Source organism: Actibacterium mucosum KCTC 23349 (genome assembly GCF_000647975.1).
In the GTDB taxonomy this organism is placed as follows: Bacteria; Pseudomonadota; Alphaproteobacteria; order Rhodobacterales; family Rhodobacteraceae; genus Actibacterium; species Actibacterium mucosum.
Window position 1 is genome coordinate 590,648 of the sequence record NZ_JFKE01000001.1, and the last position, 17,299, is coordinate 607,946.

General features: G+C 61.5%; 20 protein-coding genes. 13 read left to right on the top strand and 7 right to left on the bottom strand.

The annotated features are described in order from the left end of the window. Positions 1-25: 25 nt before the first annotated feature. A complete protein-coding gene (locus tag ACMU_RS02880) occupies positions 26-661 on the top strand; it encodes an LON peptidase substrate-binding domain-containing protein (RefSeq protein WP_035255837.1) in 636 nt (211 codons plus the stop codon). Continuing rightward, positions 658-840 (top strand): Trm112 family protein, encoded by a 183-nt coding sequence (locus tag ACMU_RS02885; protein ID WP_035255839.1) that lies wholly within the window; start codon positions 658-660, stop codon positions 838-840. The genes ACMU_RS02880 and ACMU_RS02885 overlap by 4 nt, the downstream gene beginning before the upstream one ends. Here ACMU_RS02885 and ACMU_RS02890 read toward each other — a convergent pair. Beyond that, positions 837-2,060 carry an FAD-dependent monooxygenase gene (locus tag ACMU_RS02890; protein ID WP_035255840.1) on the bottom strand — a complete coding sequence of 408 codons (1,224 nt, stop codon included), beginning with the start codon at positions 2,058-2,060 and terminating at the stop codon, positions 837-839. The genes ACMU_RS02885 and ACMU_RS02890 overlap by 4 nt on opposite strands. 80 nt (positions 2,061-2,140) lie before the next feature. On the opposite strand from ACMU_RS02890, the gene ACMU_RS02895 reads away from it, so the two are divergent. The 4 genes from ACMU_RS02895 to ACMU_RS02910 all read left to right on the top strand — a co-directional run bounded on the left by ACMU_RS02895 (position 2,141) and on the right by ACMU_RS02910 (position 8,534). Beyond that, positions 2,141-3,472 carry an amidase gene (locus ACMU_RS02895; protein WP_035255842.1) on the top strand — a complete coding sequence of 444 codons (1,332 nt, stop codon included), beginning with the start codon at positions 2,141-2,143 and terminating at the stop codon, positions 3,470-3,472. A 322-nt stretch (positions 3,473-3,794) separates the two neighbouring features. After that, positions 3,795-4,976 (top strand): aminotransferase class I/II-fold pyridoxal phosphate-dependent enzyme, encoded by a 1,182-nt coding sequence (locus ACMU_RS02900; RefSeq protein WP_035255843.1) that lies wholly within the window; start codon positions 3,795-3,797, stop codon positions 4,974-4,976. A 12-nt stretch (positions 4,977-4,988) separates the two neighbouring features. Then, on the top strand, positions 4,989-7,853 hold the full coding sequence (locus ACMU_RS02905) for a DNA translocase FtsK (RefSeq protein WP_035255844.1): 2,865 nt from the start codon (positions 4,989-4,991) through the stop codon (positions 7,851-7,853). A gap of 69 nt (positions 7,854-7,922) precedes the next feature. Then, positions 7,923-8,534, top strand: a complete 612-nt coding sequence (locus ACMU_RS02910; protein ID WP_035255845.1) for a LolA family protein — start codon at positions 7,923-7,925, stop codon at positions 8,532-8,534. A 5-nt stretch (positions 8,535-8,539) separates the two neighbouring features. Here the strand turns inward: ACMU_RS02910 and ACMU_RS02915 are convergent, their stop codons facing one another. Then, on the bottom strand, positions 8,540-9,115 hold the full coding sequence (locus tag ACMU_RS02915; RefSeq protein WP_035255847.1) for a transglycosylase SLT domain-containing protein: 576 nt from the start codon (positions 9,113-9,115) through the stop codon (positions 8,540-8,542). A 252-nt stretch (positions 9,116-9,367) separates the two neighbouring features. Here ACMU_RS02915 and hspQ point away from each other — a divergent pair, with 252 nt between their 5' ends. Further along, a complete protein-coding gene (gene hspQ, locus ACMU_RS02920; RefSeq protein WP_035255848.1) occupies positions 9,368-9,694 on the top strand; it encodes a heat shock protein HspQ in 327 nt (108 codons plus the stop codon). A gap of 31 nt (positions 9,695-9,725) precedes the next feature. Here the strand turns inward: hspQ and ACMU_RS02925 are convergent, their stop codons facing one another. The 3 genes from ACMU_RS02925 to ACMU_RS02935 all read right to left on the bottom strand — a co-directional run bounded on the left by ACMU_RS02925 (position 9,726) and on the right by ACMU_RS02935 (position 12,371). Next, a complete protein-coding gene (locus ACMU_RS02925) occupies positions 9,726-11,306 on the bottom strand; it encodes a gamma-glutamyltransferase family protein (protein ID WP_035255850.1) in 1,581 nt (526 codons plus the stop codon). A 232-nt stretch (positions 11,307-11,538) separates the two neighbouring features. After that, entirely contained in the window at positions 11,539-12,030 is a 492-nt protein-coding gene (locus ACMU_RS02930) for an ATP-binding protein (RefSeq protein WP_051587835.1), read from the bottom strand. Next, positions 12,027-12,371, bottom strand: coding sequence for an STAS domain-containing protein (locus tag ACMU_RS02935; protein WP_035255852.1), 345 nt, complete (start codon positions 12,369-12,371; stop codon positions 12,027-12,029). The genes ACMU_RS02930 and ACMU_RS02935 overlap by 4 nt, the downstream gene beginning before the upstream one ends. A 116-nt stretch (positions 12,372-12,487) precedes the next feature. Here ACMU_RS02935 and ACMU_RS02940 point away from each other — a divergent pair, with 116 nt between their 5' ends. The 5 genes from ACMU_RS02940 to ACMU_RS02960 all read left to right on the top strand — a co-directional run bounded on the left by ACMU_RS02940 (position 12,488) and on the right by ACMU_RS02960 (position 15,328). After that, entirely contained in the window at positions 12,488-12,955 is a 468-nt protein-coding gene (locus ACMU_RS02940) for a GAF domain-containing protein (protein ID WP_035255854.1), read from the top strand. A gap of 14 nt (positions 12,956-12,969) precedes the next feature. Then, positions 12,970-13,344, top strand: a complete 375-nt coding sequence (locus ACMU_RS02945; RefSeq protein ID WP_035255856.1) for a GFA family protein — start codon at positions 12,970-12,972, stop codon at positions 13,342-13,344. After that, positions 13,341-13,961 carry a LysE family translocator gene (locus tag ACMU_RS02950; protein WP_035255859.1) on the top strand — a complete coding sequence of 207 codons (621 nt, stop codon included), beginning with the start codon at positions 13,341-13,343 and terminating at the stop codon, positions 13,959-13,961. Before ACMU_RS02945 ends, ACMU_RS02950 begins: the two co-directional genes overlap by 4 nt. A gap of 10 nt (positions 13,962-13,971) precedes the next feature. Continuing rightward, the gene (locus ACMU_RS02955) at positions 13,972-14,613 is read left to right on the top strand and encodes an RluA family pseudouridine synthase (protein WP_035255862.1); all 642 of its coding nucleotides are present in this window, start codon (positions 13,972-13,974) and stop codon (positions 14,611-14,613) included. Between the two features lie 67 nt (positions 14,614-14,680). Beyond that, positions 14,681-15,328 carry a peroxiredoxin gene (locus ACMU_RS02960; RefSeq protein WP_035255864.1) on the top strand — a complete coding sequence of 216 codons (648 nt, stop codon included), beginning with the start codon at positions 14,681-14,683 and terminating at the stop codon, positions 15,326-15,328. A gap of 6 nt (positions 15,329-15,334) precedes the next feature. On the opposite strand, the gene ACMU_RS18590 is transcribed toward ACMU_RS02960, so the two are convergent. Together ACMU_RS18590 and ACMU_RS02970 are read right to left on the bottom strand one after the other, a co-directional pair. Next, complete coding sequence (locus ACMU_RS18590) at positions 15,335-16,132, bottom strand: ORF6N domain-containing protein (protein ID WP_051587836.1); 798 nt, start codon at positions 16,130-16,132, stop codon at positions 15,335-15,337. A 75-nt stretch (positions 16,133-16,207) separates the two neighbouring features. After that, positions 16,208-16,561, bottom strand: coding sequence for a winged helix-turn-helix transcriptional regulator (locus tag ACMU_RS02970; protein ID WP_051587838.1), 354 nt, complete (start codon positions 16,559-16,561; stop codon positions 16,208-16,210). A gap of 102 nt (positions 16,562-16,663) precedes the next feature. On the opposite strand from ACMU_RS02970, the gene ACMU_RS02975 reads away from it, so the two are divergent. Continuing rightward, positions 16,664-17,263, top strand: a complete 600-nt coding sequence (locus ACMU_RS02975) for a flavodoxin family protein (protein WP_035255867.1) — start codon at positions 16,664-16,666, stop codon at positions 17,261-17,263. Positions 17,264-17,299 lie beyond the last annotated feature (36 nt).

Sequence of the window (17,299 nt, forward strand, 5' to 3'; positions counted from 1 at the left end):
CCCATTCCGGGCTATCGTGTAGGCCATGTTCACTTCTGCGGACCTTCCCCAGACGATCCCGGTTTTTCCGCTGCCTGGCGCGCTGCTTTTGCCGCGCGGCCGGCTGCCGCTGCAGATATTTGAACCGCGCTATCTGGCCATGCTGGACGATACTCTGAAAACCTCGCATCGGCTGATTGGAATGATTCAGCCTTTGGGTCGTGACGGTGACGCATTGCACAAGGTCGGCTGCGCGGGGCGTGTGACCGGGTTCAACGAAACCGATGATGGTCGCTATATGATCTCGTTGACCGGCGTATCGCGGTTTCAGGTCCTGCAGGAAGAGCCCGGATTCACCCCGTATCGCAGGGCGCAGGTCGCCTGGGACGGTTTTGCCCGTGATTTGGGTGGCCCGGAACATGATGACGGGTTCGACCGCCCGGTATTCCTTGCGCTATTGTCAAAATACTTCAACGAGACCGGTCTTTCGACCGATTGGGACAGTCTTAAGGAAGCCGACGAAGAGCTGATGATAAACGCGTTGTCGATGATGTGCCCGTTCGAGCCCGAGGACAAGCAGGCGCTGTTGCAGGCCGCAACGTTGGCTGAGCGGCGAAAAACAATGACCACGCTGATAGAATTTGCACTGCTGGCGGGCGGCGACAAAGAGGTGTTGCAATGAGCGAAACCACCAAGACCGATCGCCGCATGCTGGAGGCGCTGGTTTGCCCGCTGACACAGGACACGTTGAGGTTTGACGCGGACACCCAAGAACTGATCTCGAAGACAGCCGGTTTGGCCTATCCGATCCGCAATGGTATCCCGATCCTGCTGGTCGATGAGGCGCGGCAACTGGACTAAAGCGGCTTGGCCTGCAGCAGTCTCGGCCGGTCCCCGGACAGGCCCGCGGCCTCGCGTATCAGGCGGCGGCGCAATCCTGGCAACGCGTTTGTGACACTCAACCCTGCCGCGCCAATGGCCCGGATCGCCGGCATGCGGCTGGAAAAGACCCGGTTGACCACATCCGATCCCAACCCGATTGCCGCGCTGTCAAAACGGCGCCAGCCGGCGTAGCGGCTTAGCACGGCTTCGGTGCCCAAGTCCTCGCCACGCCGTTTCGCGTCCACAATGACCTCGGCCAATGCGGCCACATCGCGCAGGCCAAGGTTCAGCCCTTGCCCCGCGATCGGGTGTACGCCGTGGGCCGCGTCCCCCACCAGCGCGACGCGTGGACCGTGGATTGCCTGGGCCAATGTGAGGTTCAAAGGATAACTGAACCGCGCGCCAGCCAGCCCGATCTGTCCCAGGAAATCGCCGAACCGAGGGCGCAATGCTGTCAGAAATGCCGTGTCATCCATCTTGGCCAAGGCATCGGCTTGCGCGCGCTCTTCGCTCCACACGATAGAACTGCGGTTGCCCTGCAACGGCAGGATGGCGAATGGGCCACCGGGCAGGAACAGCTGATGCGCGGTGCCGCGATGCGGGCGTTCGTGATCAATCGCGCAGACCAGAGCAGTCTGGCCGTAATCCCATCCCTGACGTGTGATCCCGGTGCGTTGCGCGGTAGAGCTTTTCCGCCCGTCACAGCCAACCAGCAATCGCGCCATGATCTGCTGCCCGGATGCCAGCGTGACCCGCACCCCGGCAGCCAGGGCCTCGTGATCCGTAACCGTGTTGCGCAGGCAATCGATGCCCGCGGCTTCGTCCAGCGCATCCAGCAGGGCAGGGCGCAAATGCCGGTCTTCCACCATAAAGCCCATGGGGCCTTCCTCGATCTCGGCATGGTCGAAATCCAGCGAAAAAGGCGACGCGCCTTGCCCGGCATGCCCCTCGCCGATCTGCACGTGCAGAATTGGCTGCGCTTTGTCGGCAACGGCGGGCCAGACACCCACCGCGGCCAGCAGGTTGCGTGAGCCATGGGCCAGCGCATAGGCGCGCCCGTCGAAATCGTCGGCTTTTCGGTCGGCTCGTTTGGCCGGGTCCACCAGCGTCACCCGCAGGCCGGCGCCCGCCAGCGCCAAGGCCAGGGCCGGGCCGTTCAACCCGCCACCGGCAATCACGATATCGGAATCAAAATCCATGGCCGCACTATGCGCGCATTGGCGGGATTGTCCATGTGCGCTGTCGCCGCTAGGCTGCGCGCAAAGAGCGGGGGCAGGGCATGAGCAACAACTGGCAAAGTATGGGTGCGGCGGAACTGGGCCGGGGGATCGACGCGGGCGAGATCGACCCGGTCACGCTGGCCGAGCATTTCCTCGACGCCATCGACGCCCATGACCTTGGCCCCTTGATCTATGCGCGCACGATGCGCACGCGCACCTTGGCCGAAGCACAGGCCGCCGCGGCGCGCGCGCGGTCCGGCCTGCGCTTTGGTCCGCTGGACGGCGTGCCGGTCAGTTGGAAAGACCTTTTCGATACAGCGGCTGTGGCAACCGAGGCCGGCAGCGCCCTGTTGGCGGGCCGCACCCCGGCGCAAGACGCCGAAGTTTTGCGCCGCGCTACGCTGAGGGGCAGCGTATGCCTTGGCAAAACCCACATGTCTGAACTTGCCTTTTCCGGGCTGGGCCTGAACCCGATTACGGCAACACCACCTTGCATAAACGACGCGGGCGCGGTGCCTGGTGGCTCGTCTTCAGGGGCAGCAGCCTCGGTCGCACACGGTTTAGCGCCGATGGCGATGGGCTCGGACACTGGCGGTTCGGTGCGCATTCCCGCGGCGTGGAATGACCTTGTAGGGTTGAAAACCACCCCCGGACTGTTGCCCCTGACCGGGGTGGTGCCACTGGCCGCCAAGTTTGACACAATCGGCCCGCTGGCCCGCAATGTCGAAGATGCCGCGTTGGGATTTGCGATGATGGCGGGCATCAAGGCCCCGGATCTTCGTGAATGCAGCTTGAACGGTGTGCGGCTGCTGTCCTTGCGCACTGTGGCGCAGGATGACCTGCGTGACGCTCCACGTGCGGCCTATGAAAACGCCGTTATGCGGCTGGAGACAGCGGGCGCGCATGTTTCTCATGCTGAAATCCCGCAAGTCGCTGATGCGATGGACCTGACCGGTGTGCTTTACGCGACCGAGGCTTATGGCACATGGAAAGACGTCATCGAAGACGCGCCTGACAAGATGTTTCCCGAAATCCTCGCCCGGTTCCGTGGAGGCGCACAATACTCGGGCCCCGATTATGTGGCAGCTTGGCTGGCCTTGGATCGTCTGCGCCGCGAATACCTTGCCGCAACCGCCCGTTACGATGCCGTGATCCTGCCAACCGCGCCCAATCTGCCGCCCAACAAGGCGCGGCTGGAAACCGACAGTGACTATTACGTCACCGAAAACCTGCTGACCCTGCGCAACACGCGGATCGGAAACCTGATGGGACTGGCCGGGCTAACCCTGCCCACCGGAGTGCCGTCCACAGGCATCATGTTCCTGACCCCACCAAATTCCGAGGCCCGCCTGTTGCGCCTTGGCGCGGCGGCCGAAGCGGCCTTGGCCTGAACCCCGTATACCCAGCCGGTTAACAGCGCCGAAGGCGCCCGGCTGATCGCCAGACCGCCCGGAAGGGCTGGCGATTTTGCTTGGGGCCGCACCTGGGCAAATCCGACAGATGCGAGTTGCCGCCATAAAGTGCACTGAAACCCCTGTAGGATCGCCAACCCGCGGTCTTTCCCGGCTTGCCGCAGCCTTGGCCCGCCAGCGCCGGCAAAACCCATCCACAGGAAAATTCCGCGTTTTTCTGGACCAACACGCCAACTGTCTGTATTCTATAACTAACGGGGCGTAATGACTCCGAAGAATGAGGCAGATAGAGCAGGTCCCGATGGACTTTCCCAAGCGGTTTTCAGAACTGCCAGAATACGCGTTTCCGCGTCTGAGGCAGCTATTGGATGGTCATACGCCGGGCGGCGACGTGATCCGCATGTCCATTGGCGAGCCGAAACATGCGTTTCCGCCATGGATCACCGAGATTATTGCCGAAAACGCCGCTGGTTTCGGGAACTACCCGCCAAATGACGGCGCGCCGGAACTTCTGGCGGCGATGGCGGATTGGGTTGGCCGCCGGTTTGACACCAAGATCGACCCCGAGACCGAGATTTTGGCGCTCAACGGCACGCGCGAGGGGCTGTTCAACGCCTGTATCGCGCTCAGCCCCGAGGAAAAGCGCGGCCAAAAGCCGGTCGTTCTGCTGCCCAACCCGTTCTACCAATGCTATGCCGTGGCCGCCCTGACTGCCGGGGCCGAGCCGGTTTACCTGCCCGCCGATCCCGAAAACGGCTTTTTGCCTGATTTCCACGCGGTGGCATCCGAGGTGCTGGACCGCACGACGGTGGCGTACCTCTGTTCGCCCTCGAACCCGCAGGGTGCGGTTGCGTCCAAGGAATACTGGGCCGACCTCATCGCCTTGGCCGAACAGCACGATTTCCGCATCTTCGCCGACGAATGTTACTCCGAGATCTACCGCGACACCCCACCACCCGGTGCCATTCAGGTGGCGCGCCAGGTGGGTGCCGATCCGGAACGGGTCGCGATTTTCCATTCATTGTCGAAACGGTCGAACCTGCCGGGGTTGCGTTCCGGTTTTGTGGCCAGCGGCCCGCGCAACATCCGCGCGCTGAAGCAGCTGCGCGCCTATGCGGGCTCGCCCTTGCCGCTGCCATTGCAACGCGCCGCAGAACGGCTTTGGGCGGACGAGGTGCATGTAGAGGAAAACCGCGCGCTTTATGCTGAGAAATTCGAAGCCGCCGACCGCATCCTTGGTAACGTACCGGGTTATCGCCCGCCCGAGGCCGGGTTCTTTCTGTGGCTGCCCGTCGAAGATGGCGAGGCCGCAACCGTCAAGCTCTGGACCGAAACCGGGGTGATGGTTTTGCCGGGTGGCTATCTGGCGCGTGACGCGGATGGGCACAATCCGGGCACACATTATATCCGGGCCGCTCTGGTGGCCCCAATGACAGAAACGCAGCGCGGGCTGACAGCCATCCGCGACTGTTTGTACAGGTAAGAGGGGGAGGCCATGGCATCCTTTCAGGCGAAACAACGCGATCCGCTTTTTGATAGCAAAACACAGGCTTTTATCGAACAGCGCGGCAAAGAGCTGATCGGTATTTGCTTGCTGATCGCGGCGCTGATCGTGACGCTGATGTATGGCACGTTCGACCCCGAAGACCCCGGGTTCTTTGCAGCCACGGACGCGCCGGTACACAATGCGATGGGCACATTGGGCGCTACAATTGCCTCTGCCACGTTGCGGGTCTTTGGTGCGGGGGTCTGGTTTTTGCCGCTGGCGCTTGCCGTCTGGGGAACCCGTCTGATCGCGCATGTTGGCGAAGACCGGGTGCTGATCAGCGCGTTTTTCCTTTTGCCGACGATCCTGTTGGCGACCTATGGATACACCCATACCACCGATCCCGGCCTGGGTTTCTGGGCGCATTACGGTGAAGGGGGCGAACTGGGCGAAATGATCGCCGCGCTGTTCGTTACGCTGTTGCCGTTTTCGGCTGCGCTGTCGATCAAGATTGTCTCGCTGGTGGTCTTTGCGCTGTTGGTTTTGGCGGGTGCTTGGGTGCTGGGTGTCAATCGCCGCGAATGGCGTATCTTTGCCCGCTTTCTTCTGGTTGGCGTGATCACAATTTACGCCACCGTTCGGTTCCTGCTTAGCCGCGGGGCCGTGGGGGCGGTCAACGGCGCACAGACAATGCACCGCGTACATCGCGAACGCCGCGCAGCAAAGGTTGCAGCCGCCGAGGCCGAACCTGTTGTGCACCGCGCCGGGGTGGAACCCGAATATGATCCCGAGCCTGCGCCGCAACCGGGCCTTTTTGCCCGCGTTGGCGTGCCGTTCCGCCGTGCACCCGATCCCGAACCCGAGCTGGTTGAACCCACCGCCCATCTGGGCGATGCCCCGTCCGTTTCCGAGGATCACATCCGCGCCCGTATCGCTGACGTTGTGCGTAACCGCGCCGCACAGGGCAAGGTGGTCGCTCCCCCGCCGACCGGGCGGGCCGAGCCGCCTTTGATGGCTGCCGAAGCGCATTCGATCGCCAGCGCCGCCGTCGCACGGCGCCGGGGCCCCAAACCGCTGATTGCGGATACCGCACCCAAATACGCACCACCCCCGCAGCCACTGGCGGCAGACGAACCGTTGGCTGACGCGCCGATGCCAGTGGTCGAAGACAGCATGCCGGTGCCCGAAAACCCCGAGTTCGAAAACATCGCACCGCCGCAGCCGGTTCAGCGACCCAGCTTTGCCGCACCTGCGGTTACGCGCCAATCGGTTGTTCAGCATCCGCCGAAGAAACCCGTACAGCCGTCCCGCCAGGCCCAGGCCGAAGCGCAACCCCAATTGATGTTTGACGAGGCCGCCACCCAATACGAACACCCGCCGCTGGCCCTGCTGACCAACCCGACCACCATCGAGCGCCACCACCTCAGCGACGAAGCGCTGGAGGAAAACGCCCGCATGCTGGAAAACGTGCTGGAAGATTACGGCGTCAAGGGCGAGATCGTCAGCGTCCGCCCCGGCCCGGTCGTCACCATGTACGAACTTGAACCGGCCCCCGGCCTGAAAGCCAGCCGCGTGATCGGGCTGGCCGATGATATCGCGCGGTCGATGTCGGCCCTTTCGGCGCGTGTCAGCACCGTTCCCGGCCGCTCGGTCATCGGGATCGAACTGCCCAACCTGAACCGCGAGAAAGTGGTTCTGCGCGAGATCCTGTCCAGCCGCGATTTCGGCGATGGCAATCAGCGCCTGCCGCTGGCGCTGGGCAAGGATATCGGCGGCGATTCCGTGGTGGCCAACTTGGCCAAGATGCCGCATCTGCTGATTGCAGGGACCACGGGGTCGGGTAAGTCGGTGGCGATCAACACCATGATCCTGTCGCTGCTGTACAAGCTGACGCCCGAGGAATGCCGGTTGATCATGATCGACCCCAAGATGCTGGAACTGTCGGTTTACGATGGCATCCCGCATCTGCTCAGCCCTGTTGTGACCGACCCGAAAAAGGCCGTTGTGGCGCTGAAATGGGTCGTGGGCGAGATGGAGGACCGGTATCGCAAGATGTCCAAGATGGGTGTGCGCAATATCGAGGGCTATAACGGCCGCGTCCGCGACGCTCAGGCCAAGGGCGAGCTGTTCAGCCGTACCGTTCAGACCGGGTTCGACGAGGACACCGGCGAACCCATCTTCGAGACCGAAGAATTTGCGCCCGAACTGCTGCCCTTTATCGTGGTGGTCGTGGACGAGATGGCCGACCTGATGATGGTTGCCGGCAAAGAGATCGAGGCCTGCATTCAGCGCCTCGCGCAGATGGCGCGGGCCTCGGGCATTCATCTGATCATGGCCACGCAGCGCCCGTCGGTGGATGTGATCACCGGCACAATCAAGGCCAACTTCCCCACCCGGATCAGTTTCCAGGTGACCTCGAAAGTCGACAGCCGCACCATCCTGGGCGAACAAGGCGCCGAGCAACTGCTGGGTATGGGCGACATGCTGTATATGGCCGGCGGCTCTAAGATTACCCGCGTGCATGGCCCGTTCGTGTCGGATGAAGAGGTCGAAGAGATCGTGAATTACCTCAAGGCCTTTGGCCCGCCCGACTATATGTCCGGCGTGGTGGACGGCCCGGACGAGGAAAAGGAAAGCGATATCGACCTTGTGCTGGGTCTGGGCGGCAATACCGACGCCGAGGATGCGCTCTATGACACCGCCGTGCAGATCGTGATCAAGGATCGCAAATGTTCGACCTCGTACATCCAGCGCAAGCTGGCCATCGGTTACAACAAGGCCGCCCGGCTGGTGGAGCAGATGGAGGAAAACGGTCTGGTCAGCCCCGCCAACCACGTGGGCAAACGCGAAATCCTGGTGCCCGATCAGCAGTAAATTGCAATTCCGCGCGACATTGGCCCCGGTGATATGGAATATCATCGGGGCCTCGCTATTTTGAGTAATATGAAAACACTTCGTATGACCCTGGTGGCGCTGGCCACCGCCTGTACCGCGTTGCCCGCCTGGGCCGACAAGATCCCGCTGGATCAGATCTCGGCCTATTTCAACGGGTTCAAAACCGCACAAAGTGACTTTACCCAGATCAACAGCGACGGGTCGCTGTCAACGGGTACATTGTACCTGCATCGTCCCGGCCGTATGCGGTTTGAATACGATGCGCCCAACGATGCGTTGGTGATTGCCGGTGGCCAAAAGGTTGCGATCTTTGACAACAAGTCGAACCAGGGGCCCGAAGAATACCCGCTGCGTCGCACGCCGTTGTCGATCATCCTGAAGCGCAATGTGAACCTCAAGCAGGCGAACATGGTTGTTGGCCACACCAGTGACGACACGTCCACAACCGTAATTGCGCAAGACCCCGAGCACCCGGAATACGGCTCGATCGCGATGTCCTTTACCGACAACCCGGTGGTCCTGCGCCGGTGGGTCGTGACAAACGGGGCCGGCGATCAGACCACCGTGATCCTCGGCGATCTGGAGCTTGGGGTGAAACTCTCGGGTTTCCTGTTCAACATCGTGTTCGAAGCTGAAAAGCGCCTGGGCACCAACGACTAGGCGCCTTAACGACACCGTGACAGTTGCGCGGCATACAGATCGGCGCGGGCGTCCACCTCGCCCGCCACACGTACCAGCCACGACTTGGCCCTGTAGCTGCCGCGGGCATAACCTGTATGTCCTTCGTGATAGGCAAGGTACTGGTTGCGCGCATCGGTCAACGCGATGCCATTCCGCTCGCGTGTGATGTTCATGTACCAGCCCATGAAATCGGTCGCATCGTTGATCCGGTCACGCCGCGCGCTGCGGTTTCCTGTTTCAACCCGGTACTCGTCCCACGTAGCGTCCAGCGCCTGGCTGTAACCATAAGCCGAGCTTTGGCGACCCATTGGGATCACACCCAGCGCAAACCGCAACGGCGTCCGTGCGTCGCCGTCGAACTTGCTTTCCTGATAGATGGTGGCCATCTGCACATGCACCGGCACGCCCCACCGTCTTTCGGTCTTTTCAAACGCTCGCAGGTAGTTGGGGCGCTGGCTGACAATGCTGCACGCATCGTCAAGGTTGCGCGGAGGAGTGGACCCACCACCGCCGCAACCGGCCAACAGAACCAGTACCAGAATGCGAAGACTTCTGCTCATACCCGCCTCGCTCTTTTTCTTTGCGACAGAATAGGAAATTGCGGGCTGATAGGAAATAACCACTGGCAGAGATTCGTTCAAATTTCCGATAATTTAAGATCAAAACAGCCCAATAGGCGTGAATTCGCCGGGATTGGTGACTGATTCTTACTGTCGGATACCGGTCCACACACTGTTTCTTGAATTCGGCGCCGTGTTCATGGACAAGCGCGCGAATAACACGATATTACCCTTGGTGGGGGTTAAGAACGCATGTTGAAGTCAAACGCCAAGTTTCACATTGGGCAAGTTGTCCGTCACCGCAAACACCCGTTTCGCGGGGTTGTTTTTGACGTGGATGCCATGTTTGCCAATACCGACGAATGGTATGCCTCGATCCCCGAGGATAGCCGCCCGTCGAAAGATCAGCCGTTCTATCACCTTCTGGCCGAGAACGAGCAGAGCTATTACGTGGCTTATGTTTCGGAACAGAATCTCTTGCCTGACGAAACAGGTGAGCCCGTAGGCCACCCCGACCTGCCGGACCTTTTCGGCGACTTCGAAGACGGCCATTATCCGCTACAGTTTCAGTTGAACTGACCGTACGGCCAAATTTCGGAAATGGGCGCGCTTAGTATCCCAGCGCGCAACCGTCCTTGCGAGGGTCCGATGCGCCTTGCAGCACACCCCCCGCGTGGTCGATCCGAATTGCCTGAGCCCCGCCGATTGGCACCTCGGGGATCGAAACCTTGTGCCCCAGATCCGTCAACTCTTGGCGGACCGCGTCGGAATAGCCACGTTCGACCTTCATATTGCCCTCGTCGGAAAAGCTGCGGGGCGCATCAATCGCGGCCTGCGGGTGCAGCCCGAAGTCGACCATGTTTGACACAATACGGGCGTGGCCGTTGGGTTGATACGCGCCGCCCATGACCCCAAAGGGCATCGTGACCTGCCCGTTCTCACGAAGCATAGCCGGGATGATCGTGTGCATCGGACGTTTGCCACCATTGGCTTCGTTCGGGTGCCCCTCTTCCAGGGTAAAGCCCGCCCCGCGGTTCTGGAAACAGATGCCGAACTTGTCCGACGCCAACCCGGCGCCAAAGCTGGCGTAGATCGAATAGATCAGGCTGACCGACATGCGGTTGCTGTCGACGACGGTGATGTAGATCGTGTCCTTGTGCGTCATTTCCGACAGCTTGTGCGCGTCTGGCATCGCGCGTTTCGGATCGATCAATGCGGCCAGACGTGCCGCGGTGTCCGGCGACAGCATGTGGTCCAGCCGTGTCATGTGGTCGGGGTCGGCCAGAAACCGATTGCGCGCGTCATAGGCCAGTTTTGCGGCTTCGGCCTCGATATGCGCGCGTTCGGTGCCAAACGGCTCCATCCCGGAAATATCGAAGTGTTTCAGAATGTTGGCCATAAGGATCGCAGTTGCGCCCTGACCGTTTGGCGGATGCTCGACCAGATCAACACCGCCATATGTGCCAACCACAGGATCGGTGTATGTGCAGGCCGTATTGGCAAAATCCTCGGCCGTGTGGCTGCCGCCCAACGCATTCAGCGAAGCGATCATATCATCGGCCACTTCGCCTTCGTAAAACCCGGCCCGGCCCTGATCGGCGATCTTGCGCAACACTTCGGCCTGTCCTGCGGCGCGAAAAACCTGACCGGGTTGCGGTGCGGTGCCGTTGAAAAGGAAATGCGTGCGGGCGGATCCCTGCAAGCTGGGGGCGGCAAGGTTCCAATCAAACGCTGTGCGCGGGGCAACCGGCACGCCGCTTTCAGCATAGTGGATCGCAGGGGCAAGAACGCGGTCGAGGCCCAGTTTCCCATGATCCGCTGACAATCTGCAGAACGCGTCAACCGCGCCGGGAACCGAGACAGCCTCTACCCCGCTTGGCGGCACAACTGTCAGGCCACGATCGCGCATCTCGGCCGCGGAAAGCCCGGCGGGCGCGCGCCCCGATCCGTTCAGGGCGATAATCTCGTCGCTGCCGCCTTTGTTGATCAGCGCGAACATGTCACCACCCAGCCCGGTCATCTGCGGCTCGCAAAAGCCCAGAAGAACCGCGCCTGCGATCGCGGCATCCACGGCGTTGCCACCGCTTTCCAGAACCTGAATGGCGGTGCGCGCCGCCAGCGGATGCGACGTCGCGCAGATCCCGTTTTCAGCAAAAACGGCGGATCGGCCGGGCAGATGGAAATCGCGCATGTGGGGCGTCCTACGTAAGAATTTCTGCAGAGCTTAGTCGCGTGCGCGCAGCAATAAAACTGTCATTTTGGAGAAATGTGGGCAAAAGCAAATAGATCCTCGACGCCGTGTTCTGGGTGGGGGCTGTAAACACAGCGCCGAGGGAAGCTTTTTGCAGCTACATCGGAGACAATCACCGGCCAATGCAGCGGTGATTTGGTAAAATTGCGGCAATTTCGGGGCAGCTGCTGCTCTAATTGGCAACCGCATCTTCAAAAGGCACTCGGAAATGCACAATATTTTTACCATGGCTGCGGTAATAGGTCAGATCCTCGGTAAGGCTGAACACCAGGAACCAGCCAAAGCCCCCTTCGGGCAGATCGGCGAGGGCGGTATCGTGGGACGGCAGGTTGCCTGGCGGCAGGGAATCGCCGGGTAAACGGCTCCCGCAGTCCTCGATCTGAACCGTCAAAGCCTCGGGCCTTTGCATCAGCCACATTTCAACAGGACCGGGGTCCTGTCCGGCATATGCATGCTCCGCGATGTTGTTCAGAATCTCGGCCAGAACCAATTCGGTCCGGTCCCGGTCGGACTGACAAATTCCACGCCCTTCCATCCAGCCAGTTGCCTGACCAAGTGAATCGCGGACTGCAAAGGGATCAGCCACAAACCCGACATGCAGGCGGGTTTCGGCCGCTGTCTTCTCGCTGGCCATGTTCTTGATCCGTTGTGCGACCCGACTCATGCGGCGCTGGCATCCTTTCCAAAAGCCTCGTCGACGGTTTTGTGCAGCTTGAATACCGATTCCATGCGTGTCAGTCGAAACACCTTGGCTACAGCCGGGGTCAGGCTGGCCAGTTCCAGTTTTCGTTCGGGCCCCAACAGTTTCATCGCGGCCACAACAGCGCCCAGCCCGCTACTGTCCAGAAAGCGCACGCAGGACATGTCCATCACAACACGTTCATGATCCGTGGCAACGGCTTCGCGCACCCGATCCTTGAACTGAATGGCGCAGGCGGCATCGATCCGTTCCTGCTTTACTGTTACCAACAGCGCTTCGCCGCGATCTTCAACGCGCAGATCCATTTTGTCCTCCTGCAATTGTTACTGCAGAAGCTAGACGGCAATCCTTACCATTCGGTATCCAAGGGTAAGAGGCGCCACTGCCGCCTTTTAACTGACAACAGAACGGGTTGACTTACATGGCTGATTACACCGCCCTCGCCAAAACCATCGCAGCCCTGACCGAGGGCGAGGCCGACACCGTTGCGTTGATGGCAACGGTTGCTTGCGAGCTGCACCATGCCGATGACCGCTTCGACTGGACCGGGTTTTATCGCGTGGTTGCGCCACAAACGCTAAAGATTGGTCCCTACCAAGGTGGCCATGGCTGCCTGGTGATCCCCTTTGAACGCGGAGTGTGCGGGGCTGCGGCCCGCACGGGCGAGGTGCAGATCGTGGCAGATGTCGAGGCCTTTCCCGGCCACATTGCCTGTTCCACCTCTACCCGGTCTGAACTTGTCATGCCTGTGACCAACGCGCGCGGCACTCTTTTGGGCGTGTTGGATATTGACAGCGACCAGCCTGCGGCATTCACTCGGGCCGATGCCGAGGCCCTGACGCCCATCCTCGAGGCCGCATTCACCAACGCGCCAGACCCTGTTTTCTAACGGCTGAGGTTTTTATGCCAACCGGACACTGCCTGTGTGGCAACATTCGTTACGCGTTCGACGCCCCCCTGCGCGAACCGGTGATCTGCCATTGCAAGCAATGCCGCCGACAGGCCGGGAATGGCTGGGCTTCGGTCTCGGTCGCCGAGGATGCGCTGACCATCGATGGGCCGGTGCGCTGGTATCGTGCCAGCGACGCCGCGCGGCGCGGGTTTTGCGGCGATTGCGGGTCTTTTTTGTTCTGGGCCGGGGATGGCGAGGGCGAAATTGCGGTGTCCATGGGCTCGATGGACGAGCCAACCGGTATGATGATCAGCCAGCACATCTTTGTTGCCGACAAGGGTGATTGCTATCACCTGAATGACGGCCTGCCGCAGCGCGATCAATGATCGAGGCCGCCCTCAGCATCCCCGCCGCCACCTGGCTGGCCTTCCTTGCCGCCGCACTGGCGCTGAACCTGACACCGGGGGCGGATGTCATGTTCGCCTCGGCCACCGGACTGCGCGGTGGGCCGTTGGCCGGGATCGTGGCAGGCATCGGCGTTGGGCTGGGCAGCTTGGTACATATCGCGCTGGCCGTTGGCGGGGTGGCGGCGCTTTTGGCGGCTGCACCCTGGGCCTTTGTCGCGCTGCGCTGGGCGGGCGCAGGATACCTTTTGTGGCTGGCCTATAAGTCATGGACCGCCCCGGCACCCGCGCCCGGAACGGCCGCAATCAGCTATGGCCGGGCCCTGCGCCAAGGGTGGATCACCAACGTGCTGAACCCCAAGGTCGCGATCTTCGTGCTGGCGTTTCTGCCGCAATTCGCTGACCCCGCGTTGGGGCCCGTTGCCCCACAAATGGCGGTGCTGGGCCTGACATTGACGGTTACCGGCACCTTTATCACCTGCAGCTATGGCGCCCTGGCGGGTGCGTTGGGCCAGCGTCTGGCCCGCGCGGGCCGGGTGATGAACCGGGTGGCTGCGGCCGTTTATGCCGGGCTGGCGGGCAAGCTCTTGTTGAACTAAAACGCCGGCCATGTCCGACACCTATGCCCCGCCGAACGATCCGCTGAATATCCTGCATGCCGACCATGAAATTGCCGTGGTCGACAAACCCGCGGGCCTGTTATCGGTGCCGGGCAAAGGCGCGCACCTTGCCGATTGCCTGATTGCGCGCGTGCAAGAGGCCTTTCCGCAGGCACTGCTGGTGCACCGGCTGGACCGCGACACCTCGGGCGTAATGATCTTTGGCCTGACCCCGCACGCCCAGCGCCACCTGTCGATGCAATTCGAGAAGCGTCAGACCAAGAAAACCTATGTCGCGCGCGTGCACGGGGCGCTGACGCCCAAAACCGGCACCGTCGATCTGCCGCTGATTGTCGACTGGCCCAACCGGCCGCGCCAAATGGTGGATCATGAAAACGGCAAAGAGGCGATCACCGATTGGCGCGTGGTCCGCCAGCGCGACGGTGAAACCCGCGTGCGGCTGTATCCGCGCACCGGGCGCAGCCACCAGCTCAGGGTGCATATGCTGGCGCTGGGCCACCCGATCATCGGCGATCCGCTGTATGCGGATGCGTCCGAGGCGCCGCGCATGATGCTGCATGCCGAACAGCTGCGGGTGAACCATCCGGACGGCGGGCGAGGCATGACCTTCACGGCAAAGTGTCCGTTCTGACCCTTCCGGTTGCAGCGACTCGAGCCCCCGCCTAAGGTCGCGCCATACCGCATCAACGGAGGGTCCCATGCGTATCAACGACACCATCCCCAACCTGACCGTCACCACCGACAAAGGCAGCTTTGCCCTGCATGATTTTGTCGGCGATGGCTGGGCCATCGTGTTCTCGCACCCCAAGGACTTCACCCCTGTCTGCACCACCGAATTTGGTGCCGTTGCCACGCTACAATCGGAATGGGACGCCCGCGGCACCAAGGTGCTGGGCGTGTCGGTTGATGGGGTCGAGGATCACATCAAATGGAAAGAGGACATCGCCAAGGTTGGTGGCACCGCGCCCGATTTCCCGATTGTCGCCGATGACGGGCTGGAGGTTGCCAAGGCCTTTGACATGCTGCCGGCCGAGGCCGTGCTGCCCGATGGCCGCACCCCCGCGGACAGCGCCACGGTGCGCAGCGTCTTCATCATCGGCCCCGACAAGCAGGTGAAACTGATGATGACCTACCCGATGACCGTGGGCCGCAACTTTGCCGAGATCGTGCGTGCCCTGGATGCGCTGCAGACAACCGCGAAACATGGCGTAGCCACGCCGGCGGACTGGACCGTGGGTCAGGATGTGATCATTCCGCCCACCGTCAACAACGACGACGCCACCGCCAAATTCGGCAGCTTCGACGCCGTCCTGCCCTACCTGCGCAAAACCAAACTGCCGTCGTAATCCGACCTAGTTCTGCGCGGGGTCCAACCCGCGCAGAATGCGCGCAAATTCCTCTGCCGTAGCAGCCTTTTGGGCCCGCTCGAATTCGGCTACCAGCAGAGCGTCGCGGATAAGGGCCAATCGTTCCTTGTCGCGTGTTTCCGTGCGTTCCTGACGCACTTTTTCTTCGGCCAACTCTGCTTCGGCCATGCGTTTTCTCAAATCTGCTGCGGCCGTAGCTGTTTTGATCGTTGGGCGCTTGGTGAAGGCATGAAGGGCGGCAAATCCTTCCGCCTTGAACGCCTGCACCTCTTCCATCACCGCGTCGCGCTGGGCCTGCGTCAGGGTCACGTTGGCCAGCTTGTCGATATAGCCCTGCACCTTTTGCGACAGCACCGGTGGCACCTGCACGGCCTCGACAGCGCCAAGATCGGGCAGGGGGTCTGACACGTCGCGGTTGCGCCTCTCGTCCATCTGCCGCTGAACGGCAACAAAGGTGCGCACCACGCGCTTGGTGACCTCAACCGCGCGGTCTGTCTTCAGAACCGTCGCGCACATGATCACACCCTCTTCGGTATAAACCGTGGGGGCCGTGATGCGCTTGGCGTCCGGGTTTCGGGTCACAATTTGTGACCTCAAATCCTCGGTCTCTGCGTCGGTTGCGCGAAAGGCATAGTCTTCGGGGAACTTGTCCGCGTTTCGGGACAGCGTCGCCTGGTTCAACCGCTTTGTTGTGGTGCCGAACAGATCGGCCACATCGCGGTCCAGCATAACCAGACGGCCACGCAGGGTGTAAATGCCGGCAGGCGCTTCGATATCAGGCATCGGAGGGATCGCAATTCAATTGAGGTCACAAAATGTGACCTCAACCTAAGCGATAATCCTGGGCCTCGGAACCCCTCAGGCGGCGTCTTTTGAATTGCTCATATGGCAGGGCACGTTCAGGCCCAGCTTGTGCGCCACGTCGTTCATCTGTTCCAGCACCCCGCGCAGCATCCAGCCCTCTTTGGTCAGCGAATAGCTGACCTGCGGCGGCACCGTGGGCACATACTCGCGATGCACCAGCCCCGCGCCCTCAAGCTTGCGCAGCCGTTCGGTCAGAACCCGCGAGGAAATCCCTGGCACGGCGCGTTTCAGTTCGCCAAACCGAATTTTTTCCACCTGCGACATCTGCCACAGGATGAAGGTGGTCCAAGGGCCTGAGATCAAACGCAAAAGCCCATCCATCGGACAGCTTGTTTCGGGCTTGGTCATGGGGCAATCCAGCGTGTTGTTACTTGGTTACTTTTAAATACCTACTTTTATTAGATAATCAAGAAGCTAGGTCTTCAGCAACGCAACAAACGGAGACTTACGATGTCGGACACCATCAAAATCGCGGTCGTTTACCATTCGGGATACGGCCATACCAAAGTTCAGGCCGAAGCCGTGCATGCCGGCGCCGACGAAGGTGCCGGGGTGAATGCCGCGCTTTACGCCGTGGATGATCTCAGCGACGATCTGTCGGAACTGGCCGATGCGGACGCGATGATCTTTGGCTCGCCCACCTATATGGGCAACGTGTCGGGGCCGTTTAAATCCTTTATGGACAAGTCCAGCCGTATCTGGCTGAACCGCGGCTGGTCGGGCAAGATCGCCGGTGGGTTCACCAACTCGTCCAGCCAGCTGGGCGACAAGGGCTCAACCCTGCAGGCGTTGTCGGTCTTTGCGATCCAGCACGGCATGGTCTGGGTGGGTCTGGACATGCTGCCGGGCAACAATTCGACCCAAGGGTCAGACACTGCCCTGAACCGGATGGGTGCCAGCCTGGGCGCGGTGGCGCAGTCGCTGGCTGACCAGGGCCCGGATCAGTCGCCCCCCTCGGCCGACCTGGAAACGGCGCGGGCCTATGGCCGCAACGTTGCGCTGGCCGCCCGTCGCTGGGGCAAATCGGACGCACAGCAAGAGGCCGCGTAAATGGACAAGCCCCGGCGCATCACACGCCGGGGCCGG

Excerpts from the sequence above, each read along its gene's own strand:
- ACMU_RS02880 (WP_035255837.1), top strand. The coding sequence starts at position 26 with ATGTTCACTTCTGCGGACCTTCCCCAGACGATCCCGGTTTTTCCGCTG.
- ACMU_RS02885 (WP_035255839.1), top strand. The coding sequence starts at position 658 with ATGAGCGAAACCACCAAGACCGATCGCCGCATGCTGGAGGCGCTGGTT.
- ACMU_RS02890 (WP_035255840.1), bottom strand. The coding sequence starts at position 2,060 with ATGGATTTTGATTCCGATATCGTGATTGCCGGTGGCGGGTTGAACGGC.
- ACMU_RS02895 (WP_035255842.1), top strand. The coding sequence starts at position 2,141 with ATGAGCAACAACTGGCAAAGTATGGGTGCGGCGGAACTGGGCCGGGGG.
- ACMU_RS02900 (WP_035255843.1), top strand. The coding sequence starts at position 3,795 with ATGGACTTTCCCAAGCGGTTTTCAGAACTGCCAGAATACGCGTTTCCG.
- ACMU_RS02905 (WP_035255844.1), top strand. The coding sequence starts at position 4,989 with ATGGCATCCTTTCAGGCGAAACAACGCGATCCGCTTTTTGATAGCAAA.
- ACMU_RS02910 (WP_035255845.1), top strand. The coding sequence starts at position 7,923 with ATGAAAACACTTCGTATGACCCTGGTGGCGCTGGCCACCGCCTGTACC.
- ACMU_RS02915 (WP_035255847.1), bottom strand. The coding sequence starts at position 9,115 with ATGAGCAGAAGTCTTCGCATTCTGGTACTGGTTCTGTTGGCCGGTTGC.
- hspQ (WP_035255848.1), top strand. The coding sequence starts at position 9,368 with ATGTTGAAGTCAAACGCCAAGTTTCACATTGGGCAAGTTGTCCGTCAC.
- ACMU_RS02925 (WP_035255850.1), bottom strand. The coding sequence starts at position 11,306 with ATGCGCGATTTCCATCTGCCCGGCCGATCCGCCGTTTTTGCTGAAAAC.
- ACMU_RS02930 (WP_051587835.1), bottom strand. The coding sequence starts at position 12,030 with ATGAGTCGGGTCGCACAACGGATCAAGAACATGGCCAGCGAGAAGACA.
- ACMU_RS02935 (WP_035255852.1), bottom strand. The coding sequence starts at position 12,371 with ATGGATCTGCGCGTTGAAGATCGCGGCGAAGCGCTGTTGGTAACAGTA.
- ACMU_RS02940 (WP_035255854.1), top strand. The coding sequence starts at position 12,488 with ATGGCTGATTACACCGCCCTCGCCAAAACCATCGCAGCCCTGACCGAG.
- ACMU_RS02945 (WP_035255856.1), top strand. The coding sequence starts at position 12,970 with ATGCCAACCGGACACTGCCTGTGTGGCAACATTCGTTACGCGTTCGAC.
- ACMU_RS02950 (WP_035255859.1), top strand. The coding sequence starts at position 13,341 with ATGATCGAGGCCGCCCTCAGCATCCCCGCCGCCACCTGGCTGGCCTTC.
- ACMU_RS02955 (WP_035255862.1), top strand. The coding sequence starts at position 13,972 with ATGTCCGACACCTATGCCCCGCCGAACGATCCGCTGAATATCCTGCAT.
- ACMU_RS02960 (WP_035255864.1), top strand. The coding sequence starts at position 14,681 with ATGCGTATCAACGACACCATCCCCAACCTGACCGTCACCACCGACAAA.
- ACMU_RS18590 (WP_051587836.1), bottom strand. The coding sequence starts at position 16,132 with ATGCCTGATATCGAAGCGCCTGCCGGCATTTACACCCTGCGTGGCCGT.
- ACMU_RS02970 (WP_051587838.1), bottom strand. The coding sequence starts at position 16,561 with ATGACCAAGCCCGAAACAAGCTGTCCGATGGATGGGCTTTTGCGTTTG.
- ACMU_RS02975 (WP_035255867.1), top strand. The coding sequence starts at position 16,664 with ATGTCGGACACCATCAAAATCGCGGTCGTTTACCATTCGGGATACGGC.